Below are 17647 nucleotides of genomic sequence, written 5' to 3'. Positions count from 1 at the left end.
GTGACCCACGACGACACCACGGCGGACGCCGTGACCGGCCCGGGCGGTACGCCGCCCGGGCCGTCCGCTGTCCGGCCCACAGCGATCCCCGACACCGATCCGAGGCGGTACGACGTGGACGGCGACACTCCGCCGCCGGAGGCGTCTGTCGGTGACACCTCGTCGCAGGTCGAGTCCGACGGTGGTCCGTCGCCGGCCGACGCGGCACTGCCGCCCGAACTGGCTCCGGCCGCGCTGACCCTCTTCGGCGACCGGCTCGACCTGGCCGCCGCGTACGCCGAACTGCTTGTCACCGACGGCGTGATCCGCGGTCTGATCGGCCCCCGGGAGGCACCCCGGATCTGGGACCGCCACCTGCTCAACTGCGCCGTGGTCGTGGAGCGGATCCCGGCCAACGCGACAGTGCTCGACGTCGGCTCTGGCGCTGGCCTGCCCGGCATGGTCCTGGCCATCGCGCGCCCCGACCTGACCGTCACCCTGATCGAGCCGCTCGCCCGGCGGACGTCGTTCCTGATCGAGGCCGTCGAGCGACTCGGCCTGACCAGATCGGTACGGGTGTTCCGAGGTCGGGCTGACGAGGCCGCCAGCGGATCGACTGGCCGGGAACCGATCAGCGGAGACGTGGTGACCGCCCGTGCGGTCGCACCGTTGGACCGTCTGGCGGCCTGGTGCCTGCCACTGGCTGTGCGCGGCGGACGGCTGCTGGCCCTCAAGGGATCGTCCGCCGCAGCGGAGATCGAGGAGCACGCCGACGTCGTGGCGCGGCTCGGTGGCGGCTCGGCGGCCGTCCACTTCTGCGGTGTCGACGTGATCGATCCGCCGACCACCGTCGTGGAGATCGTCCGCGAGCGCATGGTCGGACCGCCCCGGCCTGCCGCCAGCAAGCGCTCCCGTGGCGGAGCACGCCGCCGCTGACCCGTCGCGCCATCGGACGTCCGGTCAGTGGGTTGCCTCGTTGTACCCGTACGGATGGAACGAGGGAATGAGAACCCGACGTGGACCGGCCGCGCCCGTCCGCCGTAGGCTGACCGCGCGTCGATAGTGTGGAGCGGCCGACGGACGTCGCGGACTCCGACCGCTCCCGAGGGGCCGTACGCTCCGGGGTGCGAGCGCGGGTGCGGCCAAGTTGACCGGGGCGCGGACCGACCATCCGAAGCGGGCAGGGATGACAGGTGCATGACGACGGCAGGTACGACGATCCACGCGTGACCGGGTCAACCAGCGATCCGGTTTCACGTGAAACCGACTACCCGAGCTGGTCGCCCGGTGCGCCCGGGTCGTCCCCGACTGCGGCGGACAACGGGCCGCAGGCGTCGCGGGACGAGCCGGCGGGCCAACCAGACCGGTTGGAGACCCCGGAGCCGACGGCTGCCCGTCGGGCAGTGGAGGGGCCGAGTCGGCCGGGCAATGCCGCCGAGGTGCGGCCGACGTCGGGTCGGCGGAACACAGCTGCGGCGGTCCGCTTCGAGCCGGCGGTCCCGCACCAACCCACCGCTGCGGTGGCTCGGGACTCGACGCCGGTAATCCCCGATGCGCCAGCCGCTTCGGTGGAGTCGCCGACCGCGTCCGATCCCACGTACGTTTCACGTGAAACCCCGACGCGCGAAGAGGATGAGGACCCACCCTTGGCTATGGAGGCGATGCGCGCCGTGCAGATCCTGAATCCCAGTGGCGAGGTGACCATGCCTCGGCCGGACCGGACCCGGGTCATGTGCGTCGCCAACCAGAAGGGCGGCGTGGGCAAGACCACGACCACGGTCAACCTGGCGGTGGCGCTCGCCCTGCACGGTAACCGGGTGCTCGTGGTCGACCTTGACCCGCAGGGCAACGCCTCTACCGGCCTCAACGTCCCCCACCACACCGGCATCCCGGACGTCTACGACTGCCTCATCAACAGCGTGCCGCTGGCCGAGGTGGCGCAGGCCGTGGAGGGCATCCCCAACCTCTGGTGCGTACCCGCGACGATCGACCTCGCCGGGGCGGAGATCGAGCTGGTGTCGGTGGTGGCGCGGGAGTCGCGCCTCGACCGGGCCATCGCCGCCTACCCGGGCCAGTTCGACTACGTCTTCATCGACTGCCCGCCCTCGCTCGGCCTGCTCACGGTCAACGCCCTAGTCGCCGCGCAGGAGGTGTTGATTCCGATCCAGTGCGAGTACTACGCCCTGGAAGGGCTCAACCAGCTGATCAACAACATCAACCTGGTACGGCAGCACCTCAATCCGAAGCTCGACGTCTCCACCATCCTGCTGACCATGTACGACCGCCGTACCCGGCTGGCGGACGCGGTCGAGCAGGACGTCCGGAACCACTTCGGCGACAAGGTCCTCCAGGCGGTCATCCCCCGCAACGTCCGGGTCTCCGAGGCGCCCAGCTATGGCCAGTCGGTGATGACCTACGATCCCGGTTCGCGGGGCGCGACGAGTTACTTCGAGGCCGCCCAAGAGATCGCCGAGCGGGGCGTCAAGGAGCCGGTGGGCCGGAATGCGTAGTGCGGACGAGTCGCTGGGAGGCGTGGCATGAAGAACCGTCCTCGGGGCGGTCTGGGACGAGGCCTGGGGGCGCTCATCCCGACCGGGCCGGTGCAGGGTGCCGCCGGCACCATGACCGCCGAGCCGGAGAACGGGCACGTCGACGTTGACGATGGCGCGGCGGCCTCGGTCGTATCGGCTGCGCCTGCCAGCGCTCCGGCCCACCAGCCGGAGCCCACGCTCAGTCCCGTGCCGGGAGCCCGGTTCGCCGAGATCCCGGTCGACGCGATCCTGCCGAACCCGAAGCAGCCTCGTCAGGTCTTCGACGAGGAAGCGCTGGAGGAGCTGAAGACCTCGATCCAGGAGGTTGGCTTCCTCCAGCCCATCGTCGTTCGGCAGCTCGACGGCGAGAAGTACGAGCTGGTGATGGGCGAGCGGCGATGGCGTGCCGCCCAGGCGGTCGGGCGGGACAACATCCCGGCGATCGTCCGGGATACCCGCGACGACGCCATGCTCCGCGACGCACTGCTGGAGAACATCCACCGGGCCAACCTGAACCCTCTGGAAGAGGCCGCCGCGTACCAGCAGTTGCTGGAGGAGTTCGGCGCCACCCACGAGGAACTGGCCCGTCGGATCGGTCGCAGCCGCCCGCAGATCTCCAACACGATCCGACTGCTGAACCTGCCGGCGCAGGTGCAGCGTCGGGTCGCCGCGGGCATCCTCTCCGCCGGCCACGCCCGTGCCCTGCTCAGCCTCGACGATTCGGAGGCACAGGAGCAGTTGGCGCTGCGCATTGTGGCCGAAGGGCTGTCGGTGCGGGCCACCGAGGAGATCGTTGCCCTCACGCTGAACGACGGGCCACCGACGGGCCAGGCCGCGAAACGGCGACCGAAGCCGCATGCGCCCGCCCTGACGGATCTCGCTGATCGTTTGTCGGACCGGTTCGACACCCGGGTGAAGGTCGACATTGGCCGCAGCAAGGGCAAGATCACGATTGAGTTCGCCACGGTGGACGACCTGGAACGGATCGTCGGGATCATCGGAGTGCAGCAGGAGGAGCCCGGGGAGCCCGAGGCCTGATCGTCTCGCTCCGCCTGCGGCCGCGCTTCCCTCGGGTAGCGCGGCCGTTCTGCATCCGGTCCCGTTTCACGTGAAACGGGACCGTGCCCTCCCCGCCTTGGCTCTCCGCTCTGGGCCGGGGGCCACGAGGCTGGCGATTCAGAACGACGACGCTGACGACGGGCGAGGGAGTTGCTGCGGGTCGTCGGCGGCGACCACGGCGGAGTCGCCGCCGACACGAGGGTCGCCAGTGGCGGTGGCGGCGGTAGAGGTGGAGCAACCGAAAATCCGCAGCCCTCGGTCTGCCGGCGAGGACCGCAAAATGCGTCTGCGGTGCGGCGCCGGAGCAACGAGCCGGGCCTCTGCGCGGGTGGGCAGGTCGACCGGAAATCCACCGAGCACATGACGTCGCCCGGCTCGGGAGAGAAGTTGACCTCCACGGGCTGCGAGAGGGCTAGTGGGTGACGGAGCCACATCGAGGCACCCGTTCCGACCTTGGAGCCGGTAGCGGCCCACTGAGAGGGCGCACGAGGCCCTCCCGTGTTCTTGTGGAGTTGGGCTTGCCACCCGAACGCTCGCGGCCTCCGTTTCACGTGAAACCGCCCCCCAACCGTCCGGTCCCGAAGCCTGCTCTGGAGCGCGGACCGAGACGGCCAATCTGAAGCAGAGAACGTGCACTGCGGTCGCGGAAGGCCGCCCGCCGCCCGCGACGTTCGCTCGCCCAGATGCCGCAATGGTCGAAGAACAGCAGGTGCGCGCCCGGCGATGGCAGGTCGAGCAGGCGGCCGACCCTGGAGACGGTGCACCAGGCTGCCCCCCAGACTCCGGCGGCAGAGCAGCCGGGGAGGCGCGTCGCAACGTCGCAAGGGCAACGCCGACGAGCCTGTGGGGAAGTCGGAGGGCAGCGCCGAGAAGCCTGCGGAGTGAGTGGCGTCGAGCAGCGCACAGCCGTACCCGATGCGAATCTTCGACAGGCTCCAGGTGAACGGCCACCCGTCCCCATCGTCACGCCCTGTCTCGTCCGATGGGTGCCGGCATCGCACCCCGGTCCCGGCACTCGACGCGGTCCCAAACGCGCCCCCGACGTGGCGGTCACCGAACCGGCCCGGCGCAGTTCGCCGCAACGACCGAAGGGCCGAAAAGTTATCCACACCCGTTGTCCACAGGCACCCCCCGTTTCACGTGAAACACCGCGTGGGAACGGGTGCCGGCCTGTGGATGACGGCCTGTGTTGGCGATCTCGGCAGCCTGTGGATATCGCCTCGCCGAGTGTCGGCGGCGGGCAGATCAATCGACGAGAAGCACTGATCTGGGTGGTCCGGACCGATCGAACAGCTAGGGACAGCGGCGACAGACTCGGTTAGGGTCAGCGTCGTGCACGACACCCCTCCCTCAGTCCCGGACTTCACCCAATGGCCCTCGTTTCCCTTCGAGGGTGACCTCCGCGTGAAGCAGCTCGACGACCCGGTCCCGGTCGAACCTCCGCGCAAGGGCGAGGGCCTCCGGGAATGCACCGCCTGCAACGCTCCCGACGACGCCTACATCTGGGTGGGAGAGCGGTGGCGGGTGCGCGCCATGGATCGGCCGACCGGTCTGCCCATGGTGCTCATCCTGGAATCGCGGACCCACCTCGATCTGGGTGACCTGCCGAACCTGCTCGCCGCCGAGCTCGGGGTGATGACCGTCCGCCTGGAGCGGGCCATCCGGTCGCTTGACGGCGTGGCGCGGGTGCACGTCAACCGGTGGGGCGACGGCTCCGCCCACCTGCACATGTGGTTCCTGGCCCGGCCGTACGGCCGGCTTCAGTTGCGTGGCACCTTCCTGTCGCTGTGGGATTCGATCCTGCCGCCGATCTCCGAGGAGCAGTGGCGGGAAAATCTGGCACTCGTCGCCGCCTGGCTCGCTGAGTTCGGTGGCCGGCCGCTGGCCGAGCCGCCCCGCATCCAGTGGCAGGCGCCGTCGAGCCTGCTGGCCCAGTCCGAGGCCGCGCACGCCGCTGCCATCCGGGAGGAGGCCGTCTCGGTCATCGAGGCGGCTGAGGAGATTCCGGAGCCCGCAGTCGACGACGACCGCGCCGATGGTGACGGGGATGCCACCGATCCCACAGCGACCGATGCCGACCCGTCGGTAGCGCCCTCCGTCACCGCCACCGACTCGGCTGACGAGCCAGCCACAGGGCCAGCCGCAGAGCCAGCACCCGACGCCGACCCGGCGACTGAACCTGCCACCGCGACCGCACCCGATCCGGTGGACGACACCGCCGACTCGGCCGCTCCCAACAAGGGCACCCCCGAGGTGACCCCACCCGACGCGCGACCCGTCCACTGATCGTCGAATCGTCAGGTCGGCGGTGGCAGCCGCGGCACGCCACCGTCAACCTCACGGGTCGACAGGGTCACTGCCGGAGGGCGAAGCAGGATCAGGATGCGCGCTGGGCCGCGGTCCGGGTGACGAGGGAGCCGAGGAGTCGACCGAAGTCCAGGCCGGCAGCCTGGACGGCGAGTGGCAGCAACGACGTCTCCGTCATGCCGGGTGAGACGTTGACCTCCAGCACGTGCGGCTGACCGTCCGCGTCCACGATCACGTCGACCCGGGACAGGTCCCGCAGGCCGAGCGCGGTGTGCGCGGCGAGGGCCACGTCGGCCACCGTGGCGGCCACCTCGGGCTCCAACCGGGCCGGAGCATGCCACGTGGTCCGACCGGCGGTGTAACGGGCGGCATAGTCGTACACCCCGTTACGCGGCACGATCTCGACCGGCGGCAGCGCCTGCGGCCCGTCACCCAGGTCGACCACGGAGACCGCCACGTCCATGCCGGGCACGTACCGTTCCACGAGCGCCGTCGAGTGGTACGCGAAGCAACCGACCATCGCGGCCGGGAGTGACGCGGCGTCCCGGACCACCGCGGCGCCGAGGCCCGATCCGCCCTGCGCCGGCTTGACCATCAGGGGCAGGCCCAGCTGGTCGACGATCCGGTCGAGTACGGCCACCGCGCCCAACTCGGAGAAGCGGTCGTGCGGCAGGGCCACCCAGTCCGGGGTGGGGATGCCGGCCTCGCGGAGCACCGTCTTGGCGGAGGGCTTGTCCCAGGCGAGCCGGGAGGCGCGGGCGTCGCAGCCGACGTACGGGATGCCACACAGGTCGAGCACTCCCCGCAGGGAGCCGTCCTCGCCGGTGGCTCCGTGCAGGGCGATCACGACCGCGTCCGGCGGGTCGGCGGCGAGGGCGGGCAGGAGCGCCACGTCGGCGTCCCGCAACTCGGCCTCGACCCCGACGGCACGCAGCGCGTCGATCACCCGGCGGCCGGAGCGCAGCGAGACGTCACGTTCGTAGGAGAGGCCGCCGGCGAGTACGAGCACCCGCAGGTCGGCCGCGACGGCGGAGTTGGTCACGGCAAGGTGCTCGACAGCGGTCGTACCCATGGCGGCATCATGCCAAGTCGGGACCCGGCACGTCGGAGCCGGGCCGGCCGCGGCGACCTGCGGCACCACCGACGGCGCCGAAGACGCGGCGCATCGCCATCTCCTGTTCCATGACGCCGGCGAGCCGGCGGACGCCCTCGCGGATCCGCTCCGGGGGCGGGAAGCTGAAGTTGAGCCGCATGGCGTCGGTGCCCGTGCCGTCGGCGTAGAAGCCGGTGCCGGGCACGTAGGCGACCCGTGCGGCGATCGCGCGCGGCATCATGGCCTTCGAGTCGAGCCCGTCCGGCAGGCTGGCCCAGACGAAGAGGCCGCCGGACGGCGTCGTCCAGCTCGTGCCCTCGGGCATCAGGTCGGACAGCGCCTCCAGCAGGGCGTCCCGGCGCTCCCGGTAGACCTCGCGGTAGACCTTCAGCTGCTCACGCCAGGGCATGGTGCTCAGGTAGGTGGTCACGGCAGCCTGGGCGTAGCCGCTGGGGCACAGGATCTGCGCCTCGCTGGCGATGACCAGCTTGTCGCGGACCGCGTGCGGCGCCAGGATCCAACCGACCCGCAGCCCGGGGGCGAAGGTCTTGGAGAAGGTGCTGAGGTAGAAGACACCGTCGCGGCGGCGAGCCCGTAACGGCGCGGGCGCCTCACCCTCGAAACCCAGCTGGCCGTACGGGTCGTCCTCGACGACGAGCAGGCCGGCACGTTCGCAGATGTCGAGTACGCGTTCCCGGCGCTCCTCGCTGAGCGTCACGCCGGTCGGGTTCTGGTAGGTGGGGATGGTGTAGAGGAACTTCACCCGCCGGCCGGCGCGGGCCAGGTCGGCGATGGCCGTCTCCAATGCTTCGGGGATCAGCCCTTCGTCGTCCATCGGCACGTGTGCGACCTGGGCCTGCGCGGCCTGGAAGACCCCGAGCGCGCCGACGTACGTCGGACCCTCGGCGAGCACCACGTCACCGGGGTCGAGGAAGAGCCGGGCCACCAGGTCGAGAGCCTGCTGCCCGCCCACGGTGACCACCACGTCCTCGGGTGAGGCACCGCACGCGGCGTCGATCCCGGAGAGGGACATGACCTCGCAGATCCGCTCGCGCAACTCCAGGGTGCCCTGGCCGATGCCGTACTGCAGGGTGGTCACGCCGTGCTCGGAGCCGAGCCGGCCCAGCATCTCGCCGACGGCGTCGAGTGGCAGCGCGGCGATGTAGGGAGCCCCACCGGCGAGCGAGACGACCTCGGGCCGACTGGCCACCGCGAAGAGTGCTCGGATCTCCGAGGCGGTCATGCCGCGCACCCGCCGGGCGTACCGGTCGGTGTAGTCGTCGTGGGTCGTGCCGGTCATGACCTCACCTCGATCGCTGCTCGGGTGGCTCCCGCCCCGGGTACCCCGACCGCTCGTGACCATGGGGGCGGGAGGCACCAATTGTCGATCGTAGCCCGCCTGTACCTGCCTGTCGGCCTGCTGTGGCGGACCGACCACATCGCGGACCCTCGGTGTCGTCCCCCGGTGCGGTGGGCATCTGCGCGTCCTCTCCCGCACCAGCGATCAGCGGCGTACGATCGCTCGTCGGGGGCAGGATGGCGGCGCTGTCGTCCCATGCCGGTCTTACCACCGAGCCTATTTGTGGGGATGCGCCATATGTCGCGACGTCTGGTCAACCTGACCCTCGACACGCTGGAGGATCTTCCTCGTCCCTGCCGGCAGTGCGTCTACTGGGAGCTGGATCCGGTCTCCGCCGACCGGGCAGGCGCTGCCGGTGACCCGGGGCTGGAGAAGGAGGCGTGGGTCTCCCAGACGCTGTTGGAGTGGGGTTCCTGCGGCAAGCTCGCGTACGTCGACGGTATGCCGGCGGGCTTCGTGATGTACGCACCGCCCGCCTACGTGCCCCGCTCGATGGCCTTCCCGACCTCTCCGGTCTCTGCCGACGCGGCGCTGCTGATGACCGCCAACGTGGTCGCCTCGTTCGCTGGCGGCGGGTTGGGCCGGATGTTGGTGCAGGGCGTCGCGCGGGATCTGACCAAGCGGGGGATCAAGGCGATCGAGGCGTTCGGCGACGCCAAGTTCGGTGACGCGGACGACCCGGCCGGGGGCTGCATGGCACCGGCCGATTTCTTCCTCTCGGTCGGTTTCAAGACCGTACGTCCGCATCCCCGGTTCCCACGGCTGCGCCTTGAGCTGCGCACCGCGCTGAGCTGGAAATCCGACGTCGAGTACGCGCTGGAGAAGCTGCTCGGCTCGATGAGCCCGGAGACCCTGCTTCGTCCGGTCCGACCGGCACCGGCCACCCGGTCCACCGGCGGCTGAGCGAGCGCTTCGAAAGCGCCACCCGACACCGGTCTCAGTCGACCACCGTGCCGGCGGTGACCACCGCGCGCAGTTCGCTCACGTCGATCGATCCGGTGGGCACGTCCCGCTCGATCGGGAAGTACATGCGTTGCACCGCGGCCACGATCGCCTCCACCACTCGGTCCCGGAAGCGGGGGTCGATCAGCCGGGCGCGGTCCGTCGGCGAGGTGAGGTAGCCGACCTCCACCCGGACCGCCGGCATTCGGGTCAGCCGCAGCAGGTCCCACGTCTTGGCGTGGGTGCGGCAGTCCCGCAGCCCGGTGCGGGCGACGATCTCCCGCTGCACCAGCCCGGCCAGCCGCTCCCCGGTCGACGAGGTGACCCCGTTGTCGGTGCCGTAGTGGTAGGTCGCCACTCCTTCCGCCTCCGGATTGGCGTGCCCGTCCAGGTGCAGCGACACGAACACGTCGGCGCCGAGCGAATTGGCCAGCATCGCCCGGTCGGTGTCCGGCAGGCACGTGTCGGGCGCGGGACCCCGAGTGAGCTGCACCCGCACTCCGGAGGCGGCGAGCCGTCCCTCCAGTCGACTGGCGAGGTCGTGCACGAGGTCCGCCTCCGTCCAGCGCAGCGGGCCGTCCGGCACGACCATGCCCGGATCGGTGCCACCGTGCCCGGGGTCGATGACCACCGTCTTGCCGACCAGTGCCGGCCCGGACTGGCGGATCGCGTCGGACTCGCGGAGCCACTGCGGGCGCCCGCCGACGACCTTGCGACCGATGCGGCGTAGAGCGTTCATCGTGTGCGGCCCACAGGAGCCGTCGGGGGTGAGCCCGACCTCGCGCTGGAACTGCGCCACCGCGCGGGAGGTCCGAATGCCGTAGATGGCGTCCGCGCGGCCGACGTCGTACCCCATCTCCAGCAGTCGTTCCTGCAGCGAACGGACGTCCTCGCCGGTGAGCGGCTCGGGCACCGCGTGGTAGAGGGTGCGGGCGCCGAGCCGCCAACGGGCGGCCTCCAGCGCACCCCAGGTCTCCGTGCCGATCCGGCCGTCCACGCTGAGCCCACGGGACTGCTGGAACGCGCGGACGGCGCGCTCGGTGTCGACGTCGAACTCGTCGGTCTGCGGACCGGCGGCGAGCAGGTCGAGGCCGTTGAGAATGGCACGGATCTCCGTGACCGCTGGTCCCCGGTCACCGGGTCGGATCGGACGCACGCACGACCCCCTCTGCACGAAGCTGGCTGGCCGGGCGGCCCCGGCTTGAGGCTATGCGTTCCGGGGCGGCCAGGTGGCTCGGGCGCGAAAAACGCGCGGTCCGGGGGTCGCGAAAGACAGCGAACCCCGCACCCGACGAGCGGGTACGGGGTTCGGTGACGTAACTGCTGGTCAGAGGGCCGACTCGATGAGCCGGACCAGCTCGCCCTTCGGCTTGGCGCCAGCGATCGACTGCACGGGCTGACCGTTCTTGAAGACGGTCAGGGTCGGCACCGACATCACCCGGTAGGCGCGGGCGGTCTCGGGGTTCTCGTCGATGTTGAGCTTGACGATGGTGACCTGGTCACCCATCTCACCGGCGATCTCCTCGAGCAGCGGCGACACCTTGCGGCACGGCCCGCACCACTCGGCCCAGAAGTCCACCAGAACCGGCTTGTCGGCCTGCAGCACGTCAGCAACGAAGCTCGCGTCCGTGACCGCCTTGGTATTTCCCACTATGCCCCTCCTCCGGGATGTGTTTCCTGTTTCAGCTGAGCGTCGCGATGAAGCGCTCGGCGTCGAGCGCGGCGGCACAGCCGGTGCCGGCCGCGGTGATCGCCTGACGGTAGGTGTGGTCGACCACGTCGCCCGCGGCGAAGACACCGGGCACGTTCGTCCGGGTGCTGGGGGCCTGGACCTTGATGTACCCCTCGTCGTCCATCTCGACCTGGCCGCGGAAGAGCTCACTGCGCGGGTCGTGGCCGATGGCAACGAAGACGCCTGTCACGTCCAGGACCTTGGTCTCGCCGGTGTGCACGTTGCGGACGCGTACACCGGTGACCTTGCCGTCGGCGCCCAGGATCTCCTCGACGGTGCTGTTCCACTCGACCTTGATCTTCTCGTTGCCCAGTGCCCGGTCAGCCATGATCTTGCTGGCCCGGAACGAGTCGCGCCGGTGGATGATGGTGACCGAATCCGCGAAGCGGGTGAGGAAGCTGGCCTCCTCCATCGCCGAGTCGCCGCCGCCGACGACCACGATGTGCTGGTTGCGGAAGAAGAACCCGTCACAGGTGGCGCACGAGGAGACGCCGTGGCCGAGGTATTCCTGCTCGCCCGGCACGCCCAGCGGGCGCCAGGCAGAACCGGTGGAGAGGATGACGGAGCGGGCCTGGTAGGCGGTCTCGCCGACCCACACGGTGCTCACCGCGCCAGCGCCGGCGTCGCCAGTGTCCGCCAGTTCGACCCGGGTCACGTCGTCGGTGAGGAACTCGGCGCCGAACCGCTCGGCCTGCTTGCGCATGTTGTCCATCAACTCGGGGCCGAGGATGCCGTCGGCGAACCCGGGGAAGTTCTCCACCTCGGTGGTGGTCATCAGCGCGCCGCCGGACTGCACGCCCTCGATGATCAGCGGCTTCAGGTTGGCGCGTGCCGCGTAGACCGCCGCCGTGTAACCGGCCGGGCCGGAGCCGATGATGATCAGGTTGCGGACCTCGTCCACTGCCGTCTCCCGAGTTGTGTGTTCGGCGTCGGCGCGCGCACCGATGCTGATCCAAGTGCCGACGCGTGGTGGGTGCCGGCGACTGACTTCCAGAACGTCATCGTACGAAGCGAGGATTCCCGAGCCGGGCATCCGGTGGGTCAGGTCACGTGGACGGTTATCGCACCGATGACTGCGGATTCACCCTACCCGCGCCGAATACCGGCTGTCCGAGCCGGACCCGGGGACGCCGCACTCCGGGCCGCTCACCCAGGCCCAGCGGGCACCGGTCGCGTCGGTGAATCGCAGGATCAGCGCCTGCTCGCCCTGGAACCGCGCGTAGTCGAGGACTTCGACCACCAGCGGAGCGGATCCGTGCTCGGCCGCCACATCCGCCAGGCAGGTCGTCAGGGCGGCCTCGTCGGTGAGCCGGGCCAGTTGGTCCGACCCGGCTGACGCGGGCCGGCGGCCCCCCTCGGCGTCCACCCCGGGCTGCTCGCCCGGACCGCCGGTGGGCTCCTTGAGGGGCTGGCTCGTCGTGGAACTGCCGGTGGCCTGACCGAGGGTCTGCGGGGTGTAGTCGGTGCCGCTGTGCAGCGCCGGCCCGGTGGTGCGTGCCGCTGCGTCCTCGGGCGCGCTGGCCGGGCGGTCCATGGCGCTGGTGCCAGCGGTGTCCGCGGCGTTCCTCGCCAGTTGGGTGAGACCCAGGCCGACTGCGACGACGGCGACCGCCGCGACGGCCACCGGTGCGGCACCCCGGGCCCAACGGCGCTGTCGGCGCTGTCGACGCCCCGGCCCGGTGGATATGCCACGCCCCGACTCGGCGGGTCGGCGACCGCCGCCGCCCTGCGTCGGCAGGATCACCGGCGTCGCGGAGTCGGCGGACGGCTCTCCGGCGGCTGCGTCGTCGGTCGGCAGGGGATCCGCCGCGGCCAGCGCGGCGGTGAGTCGATCGGCAACGTCGGGCGGCAGCTCCGGGGCTGGCTCGGCCCACCGGGCCAGGTCCGCGTGGACCTGCGTGACCGCGGGGGCCAGCAGCGCGTACGCCTGCGCCCAGGCTGGGTCGGCGTCCACCAGTCGGGCGATCTCCGCCTCCTGCGGCGTGCCGTCCAACGCCCCGCCGAGGTAGTCGGCGAGCAGGTCGGTGTCGACCTCTCTGAACTCCTCGGTCGTCACGTGTCCTCCTGGTTGGCGTCCCGCCGGTACCGGCCCGACCCCGATCCGACGCCCTCGGCCGTGCGCGGGTTCCCCGCCGTGACGCCGGGCACGTCCGCCTTCGTGCCGGGCGGCTCCGGGTCGGCAGAATCCGGACGGGTCGCCGACACCGTCGGACGGAGATGCCCGAGCAGCACCGCCAACCGGGCCCGGCCCCGGGCGCACCGGCTCTTGACCGTCCCCTCGGCGACACCGAGGATGCGGGCCACCTCGGCGACCGGGTAGCCCTGCACGTCCACCAGCACCAGGGCGGCCCGCTGCTCGACGGGCAGCGCGGCGAGCGCGGCACGGACGACCAGGGCGGTGTCGTGGTCGTGCGCTGGGGCGGCCGGCTCGACGCCGCCGGTGCCCGACCCGTCCGCGGACCGGTTGCCGTCGGGCAGCGGCACGGTGGGGTGCGCCTGCCGGCGGCGGATCCGGTCCAGGCACGCGTTCACGACGATCCGGTGCAGCCAGGTCGTGACGGCGGAGTCGCCCCGGAACCGCCCGGCCGCCCGGTGCGCCGACAGCAGGGCGTCCTGAAGGGCGTCGGCGGCTTCCTCGCGGTCGCCGAGCGTCCGCAGAGCCACCGCCCAGAGCCGGTCGCGGTGTCGGTGGAACAACTCGGCGAAGGCGTCCCGGTCACCGGAGACGTGGGCGCGCAGCAGCTCAAGGTCCGTCGCCGCGTCGAGCCCGTCCATTACCGCGTCCGGCGGATGCGATGGGACGGGGGAGGTGCCAGGATCACGACCCCTGGACCGTGATCTCCTGCACCCCCAGCTTGAACCCGCCCTCAGACGGAGGCAGCTCGGTGATCCAGAACAGCAGGTACTGGTATTTCGTGTCGGCGTCGAAGCCGTTGAACGTCATCGTGGTGCCGTCGTGGTCCTCGAACGGCTGGCCGATCGGGGTCTTGTAGCTCGCGACCAGCTGCTTGTCACCGCTGGAGCTGGACGGCGGGTTGGTCGTGCCGGCGATGAGCTGGGCGGACGCGCCGGTGGCCGACAGCACCGCCTGGACCGACTTGACGGTGTGCGGCTCGCCAAGGTCGATCCAGACGCCCATGCCCTTCTTCAGGTTGCCGAAGTTGGGCCGGTCGCGGTACGTCTCGGTCTCCCAGCCCTTGTCCTCGTCACCGTCGATGACCTTGTCGGCGCCGTCGAGCTCGCTGCGGTTCTTGCTGTCCGGGTCGATGATCCGGACGCTCTTCACGGTCAACTTGCGTGTCGTGGCGGCGGCAGGGGTGGCGTCACCGGCCGGCGCGCTGGCGGTGGGCGCGGCCCCGGCCGTGTCCTGCGGATCCTCGTCGTTGCCGCCGAGCGCGCTGATGCCGATGAGCAGACCCACCAGGGCGACCGCCAGCAGGCCCGCGATGCCGATGGCGACCTTGCGACCACCGGCCGCGGCCAGTGGGGACGGCTCTTCCCCGGTGTCGGCGGTGAACCGCAGCGGCCCGCTGGTGTCGAGGTAGTGCTCATCCTCGGCCGGCACGTCCAGCCGAGCCAGCTCGGCGGCGAGCACGTCGGACGAGGGCGGGGCGATCTCGGCGTCGAGCAGGTCCATGGTCAGGTCGTCCAGGTACGCGGGCACCCCGGCACGGACCTGGCGGGGGGCAGCGATCGTGCCGGCGGCGTCCCGGACCGCGTCGGAGATGGCGGCCCGGCCGTGGCCGGCAGTGGCGCCGCGCAGCGGTGCCTCGGTGTGCGGCCAGTGACCGGTCAGCGCGAAGTAGAGGACACCGCCGACCGCCCGGATGTCGTTCTCTTTGCTGTCGTCACCGTCGGTGCGCGCGTCGGCCAGGACCACCCGGCCCTCGTCACTGATCATGACGGTGCCGGGGTGCACGTTTCCGTGCACCATCCCGGTGGCGTGCACCGCGGCGAGCGCGCTGGCGACGGCGTTGCCGATCGCGGTGGCGCGGGCCGGATCCAGCGGGCCATCGGCCGCGAGGTCACGCAGCGACTGGCCGTCGACCCACTCACGGACCACGTACGCCCGCTCGGCCTCGTCGATGGCGTCGTAGACCCCGACCAGGTTGGGGTGGATGACCCGGCTGGCCGCGACGGCGGCCTGGAGCATCTCGGTGGCGGAGTCGCCACCCGGGTAGCGGAGCACCACCGCGACGGGGCGGCGCAGGATGACGTCGACCCCGCGCCAGACCAGCCGACCCGCGCTGTCGTTGTTGATGTGCTCGACCAGTTCGTACCGCTCGGCGAGGATTTCACCGGCCGTGGGAGCACCGAAGGTCATGACCGGCGGAGCGCTCTCGTCCGCCTCCTGACCTTCGCCGACCTGGGTCACCCGTCCTCCCTCGGTGATCGTGTCGATCGATGGACCCGCACTGCTGGGCATGTGGCTTCCCGCTCTGCCGTCGAAGGAACCGGCTGACCGGTGCCGACGCCTGCCGTACCCGTCGAGAGCGACCTTACCCGGGTTGCCCGTCTCTCCGACATGTCATCTTCCCGCCGTACCCGGCGGAAAGCCGGGAGCCGGAGAAGTAGTCCGGTTACGACCGTTGTCAGCCACGTTGCTGGCACATGTACTAACCAATCTACGGCTTCACCGCAAGTGATCGACGTCGGGGCCAGGTCCGATTGGCGCTTTCCGCCCGGGCGAACGTGTTCCCCCCGATCGGACGATCACGCTCAGCCGTACGGCTGGTTATCCACAGGCTGATGCGGTGGTTGACGAGCGAATCGCGGAGTTATCCACAGATGCATCCCCAGCCTGGTGATCCGCGGTCACGGTCCGTGCGGGTATGCCTGGTGCTCACGCTCAGCGGCCGAGCTTGCGCCGAACCATGCCGACCACCTCGGTGATCTCTCCGATCCGCAGCAACATGGCAAGCCCGAGGTAGGTCCCGCCGATCACCGCGCCACCGACCACGAGCTGCACCACGGCCTGCACCCAGCTCGGCGTGTCGCCTCCGGGCAGCAGGTTCACCACCAGCAGTCCGACCAACGCGGCACCGAGCGCGGCGACCGCCACCCGGCCGAGGGTGCGCAGGATGGCACCCATCCCGATCCGGCCGACCCGGGGCCGCAGCAGCCAGGCAGAGGCGAACGCGGCAGCCAGGTAGGAGACGGCGTTACCGATCATCATTCCGGCTGCCGCGAAGTGGGCGGCGAAGGCGACGTAGAGCACCACCTGCACGCCGATCCGCAGTGCCACCACCGGAATGTTGATCAGCGCCGGGGTGCGGGTGTCCGGCAGGGCGTAGAACGCGAAGGTGAAGAGCTGGCTGATCGCGAACGGCACCAGCGCCAGCGCCGCCAGCAACAGCACCAGCGAGGTGTCCGAGGCGTTCTCGTCGGTGAACGCGCCGTAGCGGAACAGCGCCACGGCCAACGGGGTGGCCAGCACCGCGTAGCAGACCGCGATCGGGGCGAGCACCGCCGAGACGGTCCGGGTGCCCCGGGAAAGGTCGGCGGCGACGTCGGCGTACCGGCCGTCGGCGGCGGCGGCGCTCATCCGGGGCATCAGCGCCGTGATGATCGAGACGGCGATGATGCCGTGCGCCATCATCAGCAGCAGGAACACGTTGTTGTAGATCAGTGGGCCGGCGGCATTCTCCTTGCCGGCCCGGTTCAGCAGGTTGAACAGCACGATGAGGCCGACCTGGCTGACCGCGACGTAGCAGAACATCCAGCCGCCGAGGCGGCCCAGCTCGCGCAGGCCGAGGGTGCGGAAGTCGAACCGTAGCTTCCAGCGGAAACCGACCTTGCGCAGCGCCGGCAGCAGCCCGGCGGCCTGAATCGCCACGCCGAGCAGGGTGCCGCCACCGATCAGGAGGATGCGCCCGGTGGTCATGTCCTCCGGCTTGACGATCTTCGCGCCGAAGATCGCGATGTACAGGCCCGCCGTGGCGATCACCACGATGTTGTTGAGGATCGGTGCCCACATCGGCGCGGCGAAGTGCCCCCGGGTGTTGAGCACCGCGCTGATCAGCGCACTGAGGCCGGTGAAGAAGATCATCGGCAGCATCAGGTACGACAAAGCCTTGACCAGGCTCCGGAAGTCCTCCCCGGTGTTGTCACCGGCGTAGAGCTTGGTCAGCAGGCCCGCGGAGAGCACCGCGAGCAGCGCCGCCCCGGCGAGGGTCAGCACCGCGAGGGTCAACAGCCGCTGGGCGTACGCCTGACCGCCGTCGCTGTCGACCTTTCGACGGCGGACCAGTACCGGGATCAGAACACTGGTGAGGATGCCGCCGAGCAGGAACTCGTACACCATGCCGGGCAGGATCTGCGCGGTCGTGTACGCGTCACCGACCAGCGCGCCACCCAGCGCGGCGGTCAGCGCCAACGTGCGCAGGAAGCCCGTACCCCGGCTGACCAGGCTGCCGATGGCCATCACCGCGCTGTTGGTCGCGGCGCTCGCCTCGGCCACCTGCTCCTGCGGCGGGGCGGTCGACTCCATGGCCGGCTGGTTCAGCGGCTCGGCGGAGATGAAGGTGGCGCCGTCTCCCGGGCGCCCGCCGGCTCCGGGCCCGCCGTCGCGCGCGGCGTTCGCGCTGCGGTAGAGCCCGCCGCTCATCTCCAGCCTCCCAGGGGGTACGTCGAGCCGGGCACCG

General features: G+C 70.9%; 14 protein-coding genes. 5 read left to right on the top strand and 9 right to left on the bottom strand.

Annotated features, from left to right (window positions below):
- Positions 1 to 207 precede the first annotated feature (207 nt).
- From rsmG to ABZ808_RS09605, 4 genes are all read left to right on the top strand, one after another.
- A complete protein-coding gene (rsmG, locus tag ABZ808_RS09620) occupies positions 208 to 915 on the top strand; it encodes a 16S rRNA (guanine(527)-N(7))-methyltransferase RsmG (protein WP_357004791.1) in 708 nt (235 codons plus the stop codon).
- Between the two features lie 257 nt (positions 916 to 1172).
- Positions 1173 to 2489 (top strand): AAA family ATPase, encoded by a 1317-nt coding sequence (locus ABZ808_RS09615; protein WP_357003169.1) that lies wholly within the window; start codon positions 1173 to 1175, stop codon positions 2487 to 2489.
- A gap of 27 nt (positions 2490 to 2516) precedes the next feature.
- Entirely contained in the window at positions 2517 to 3548 is a 1032-nt protein-coding gene (locus tag ABZ808_RS09610) for a ParB/RepB/Spo0J family partition protein (RefSeq protein WP_357003167.1), read from the top strand.
- 1353 nt (positions 3549 to 4901) lie between these two features.
- Positions 4902 to 5855, top strand: coding sequence for a hypothetical protein (locus ABZ808_RS09605; RefSeq protein ID WP_357003165.1), 954 nt, complete (start codon positions 4902 to 4904; stop codon positions 5853 to 5855).
- Positions 5856 to 5946: 91 nt separating this feature from the next.
- Here ABZ808_RS09605 and ABZ808_RS09600 read toward each other — a convergent pair whose 3' ends face one another.
- Together ABZ808_RS09600 and ABZ808_RS09595 are read right to left on the bottom strand one after the other, a co-directional pair.
- Positions 5947 to 6948 carry a D-alanine--D-alanine ligase gene (locus ABZ808_RS09600; RefSeq protein ID WP_357003163.1) on the bottom strand — a complete coding sequence of 334 codons (1002 nt, stop codon included), beginning with the start codon at positions 6946 to 6948 and terminating at the stop codon, positions 5947 to 5949.
- Positions 6949 to 6955: 7 nt separating this feature from the next.
- Positions 6956 to 8269 (bottom strand): PLP-dependent aminotransferase family protein, encoded by a 1314-nt coding sequence (locus ABZ808_RS09595; protein ID WP_357003161.1) that lies wholly within the window; start codon positions 8267 to 8269, stop codon positions 6956 to 6958.
- Between the two features lie 297 nt (positions 8270 to 8566).
- Between ABZ808_RS09595 and ABZ808_RS09590 the strand changes: the two genes are divergently transcribed.
- Entirely contained in the window at positions 8567 to 9232 is a 666-nt protein-coding gene (locus tag ABZ808_RS09590) for a GNAT family N-acetyltransferase (RefSeq protein ID WP_357003159.1), read from the top strand.
- A 34-nt stretch (positions 9233 to 9266) separates the two neighbouring features.
- Here ABZ808_RS09590 and ABZ808_RS09585 read toward each other — a convergent pair whose 3' ends face one another.
- The 7 genes from ABZ808_RS09585 to murJ form a co-directional block, all read right to left on the bottom strand.
- Positions 9267 to 10427, bottom strand: a complete 1161-nt coding sequence (locus tag ABZ808_RS09585) for an N-acetylmuramoyl-L-alanine amidase (protein WP_357003157.1) — start codon at positions 10425 to 10427, stop codon at positions 9267 to 9269.
- A gap of 171 nt (positions 10428 to 10598) precedes the next feature.
- Positions 10599 to 10922: a thioredoxin gene (trxA, locus tag ABZ808_RS09580; protein WP_007453873.1), complete on the bottom strand. Its 324-nt coding sequence runs from the start codon at positions 10920 to 10922 to the stop codon at positions 10599 to 10601.
- Between the two features lie 31 nt (positions 10923 to 10953).
- Positions 10954 to 11904, bottom strand: a complete 951-nt coding sequence (gene trxB / locus ABZ808_RS09575) for a thioredoxin-disulfide reductase (RefSeq protein WP_357003155.1) — start codon at positions 11902 to 11904, stop codon at positions 10954 to 10956.
- Positions 11905 to 12084: 180 nt separating this feature from the next.
- Complete coding sequence (locus tag ABZ808_RS09570; RefSeq protein WP_357003153.1) at positions 12085 to 13059, bottom strand: hypothetical protein; 975 nt, start codon at positions 13057 to 13059, stop codon at positions 12085 to 12087.
- A complete protein-coding gene (gene sigM / locus ABZ808_RS09565; protein ID WP_357003151.1) occupies positions 13056 to 13778 on the bottom strand; it encodes an RNA polymerase sigma factor SigM in 723 nt (240 codons plus the stop codon). The genes ABZ808_RS09570 and sigM overlap by 4 nt, the downstream gene beginning before the upstream one ends.
- 43 nt (positions 13779 to 13821) lie before the next feature.
- The gene (locus tag ABZ808_RS09560) at positions 13822 to 15429 is read right to left on the bottom strand and encodes a protein kinase family protein (RefSeq protein ID WP_357003149.1); all 1608 of its coding nucleotides are present in this window, start codon (positions 15427 to 15429) and stop codon (positions 13822 to 13824) included.
- Between the two features lie 423 nt (positions 15430 to 15852).
- A complete protein-coding gene (gene murJ / locus ABZ808_RS09555; RefSeq protein ID WP_357004788.1) occupies positions 15853 to 17610 on the bottom strand; it encodes a murein biosynthesis integral membrane protein MurJ in 1758 nt (585 codons plus the stop codon).
- Between the last annotated feature and the right edge of the window lie 37 nt (positions 17611 to 17647).

Source organism: Micromonospora sp. NPDC047527 (genome assembly GCF_040643015.1).
Lineage (GTDB): Bacteria > Actinomycetota > Actinomycetes > Mycobacteriales > Micromonosporaceae > Micromonospora.
This window is presented reverse-complemented; position numbering and strand designations above follow the sequence as displayed.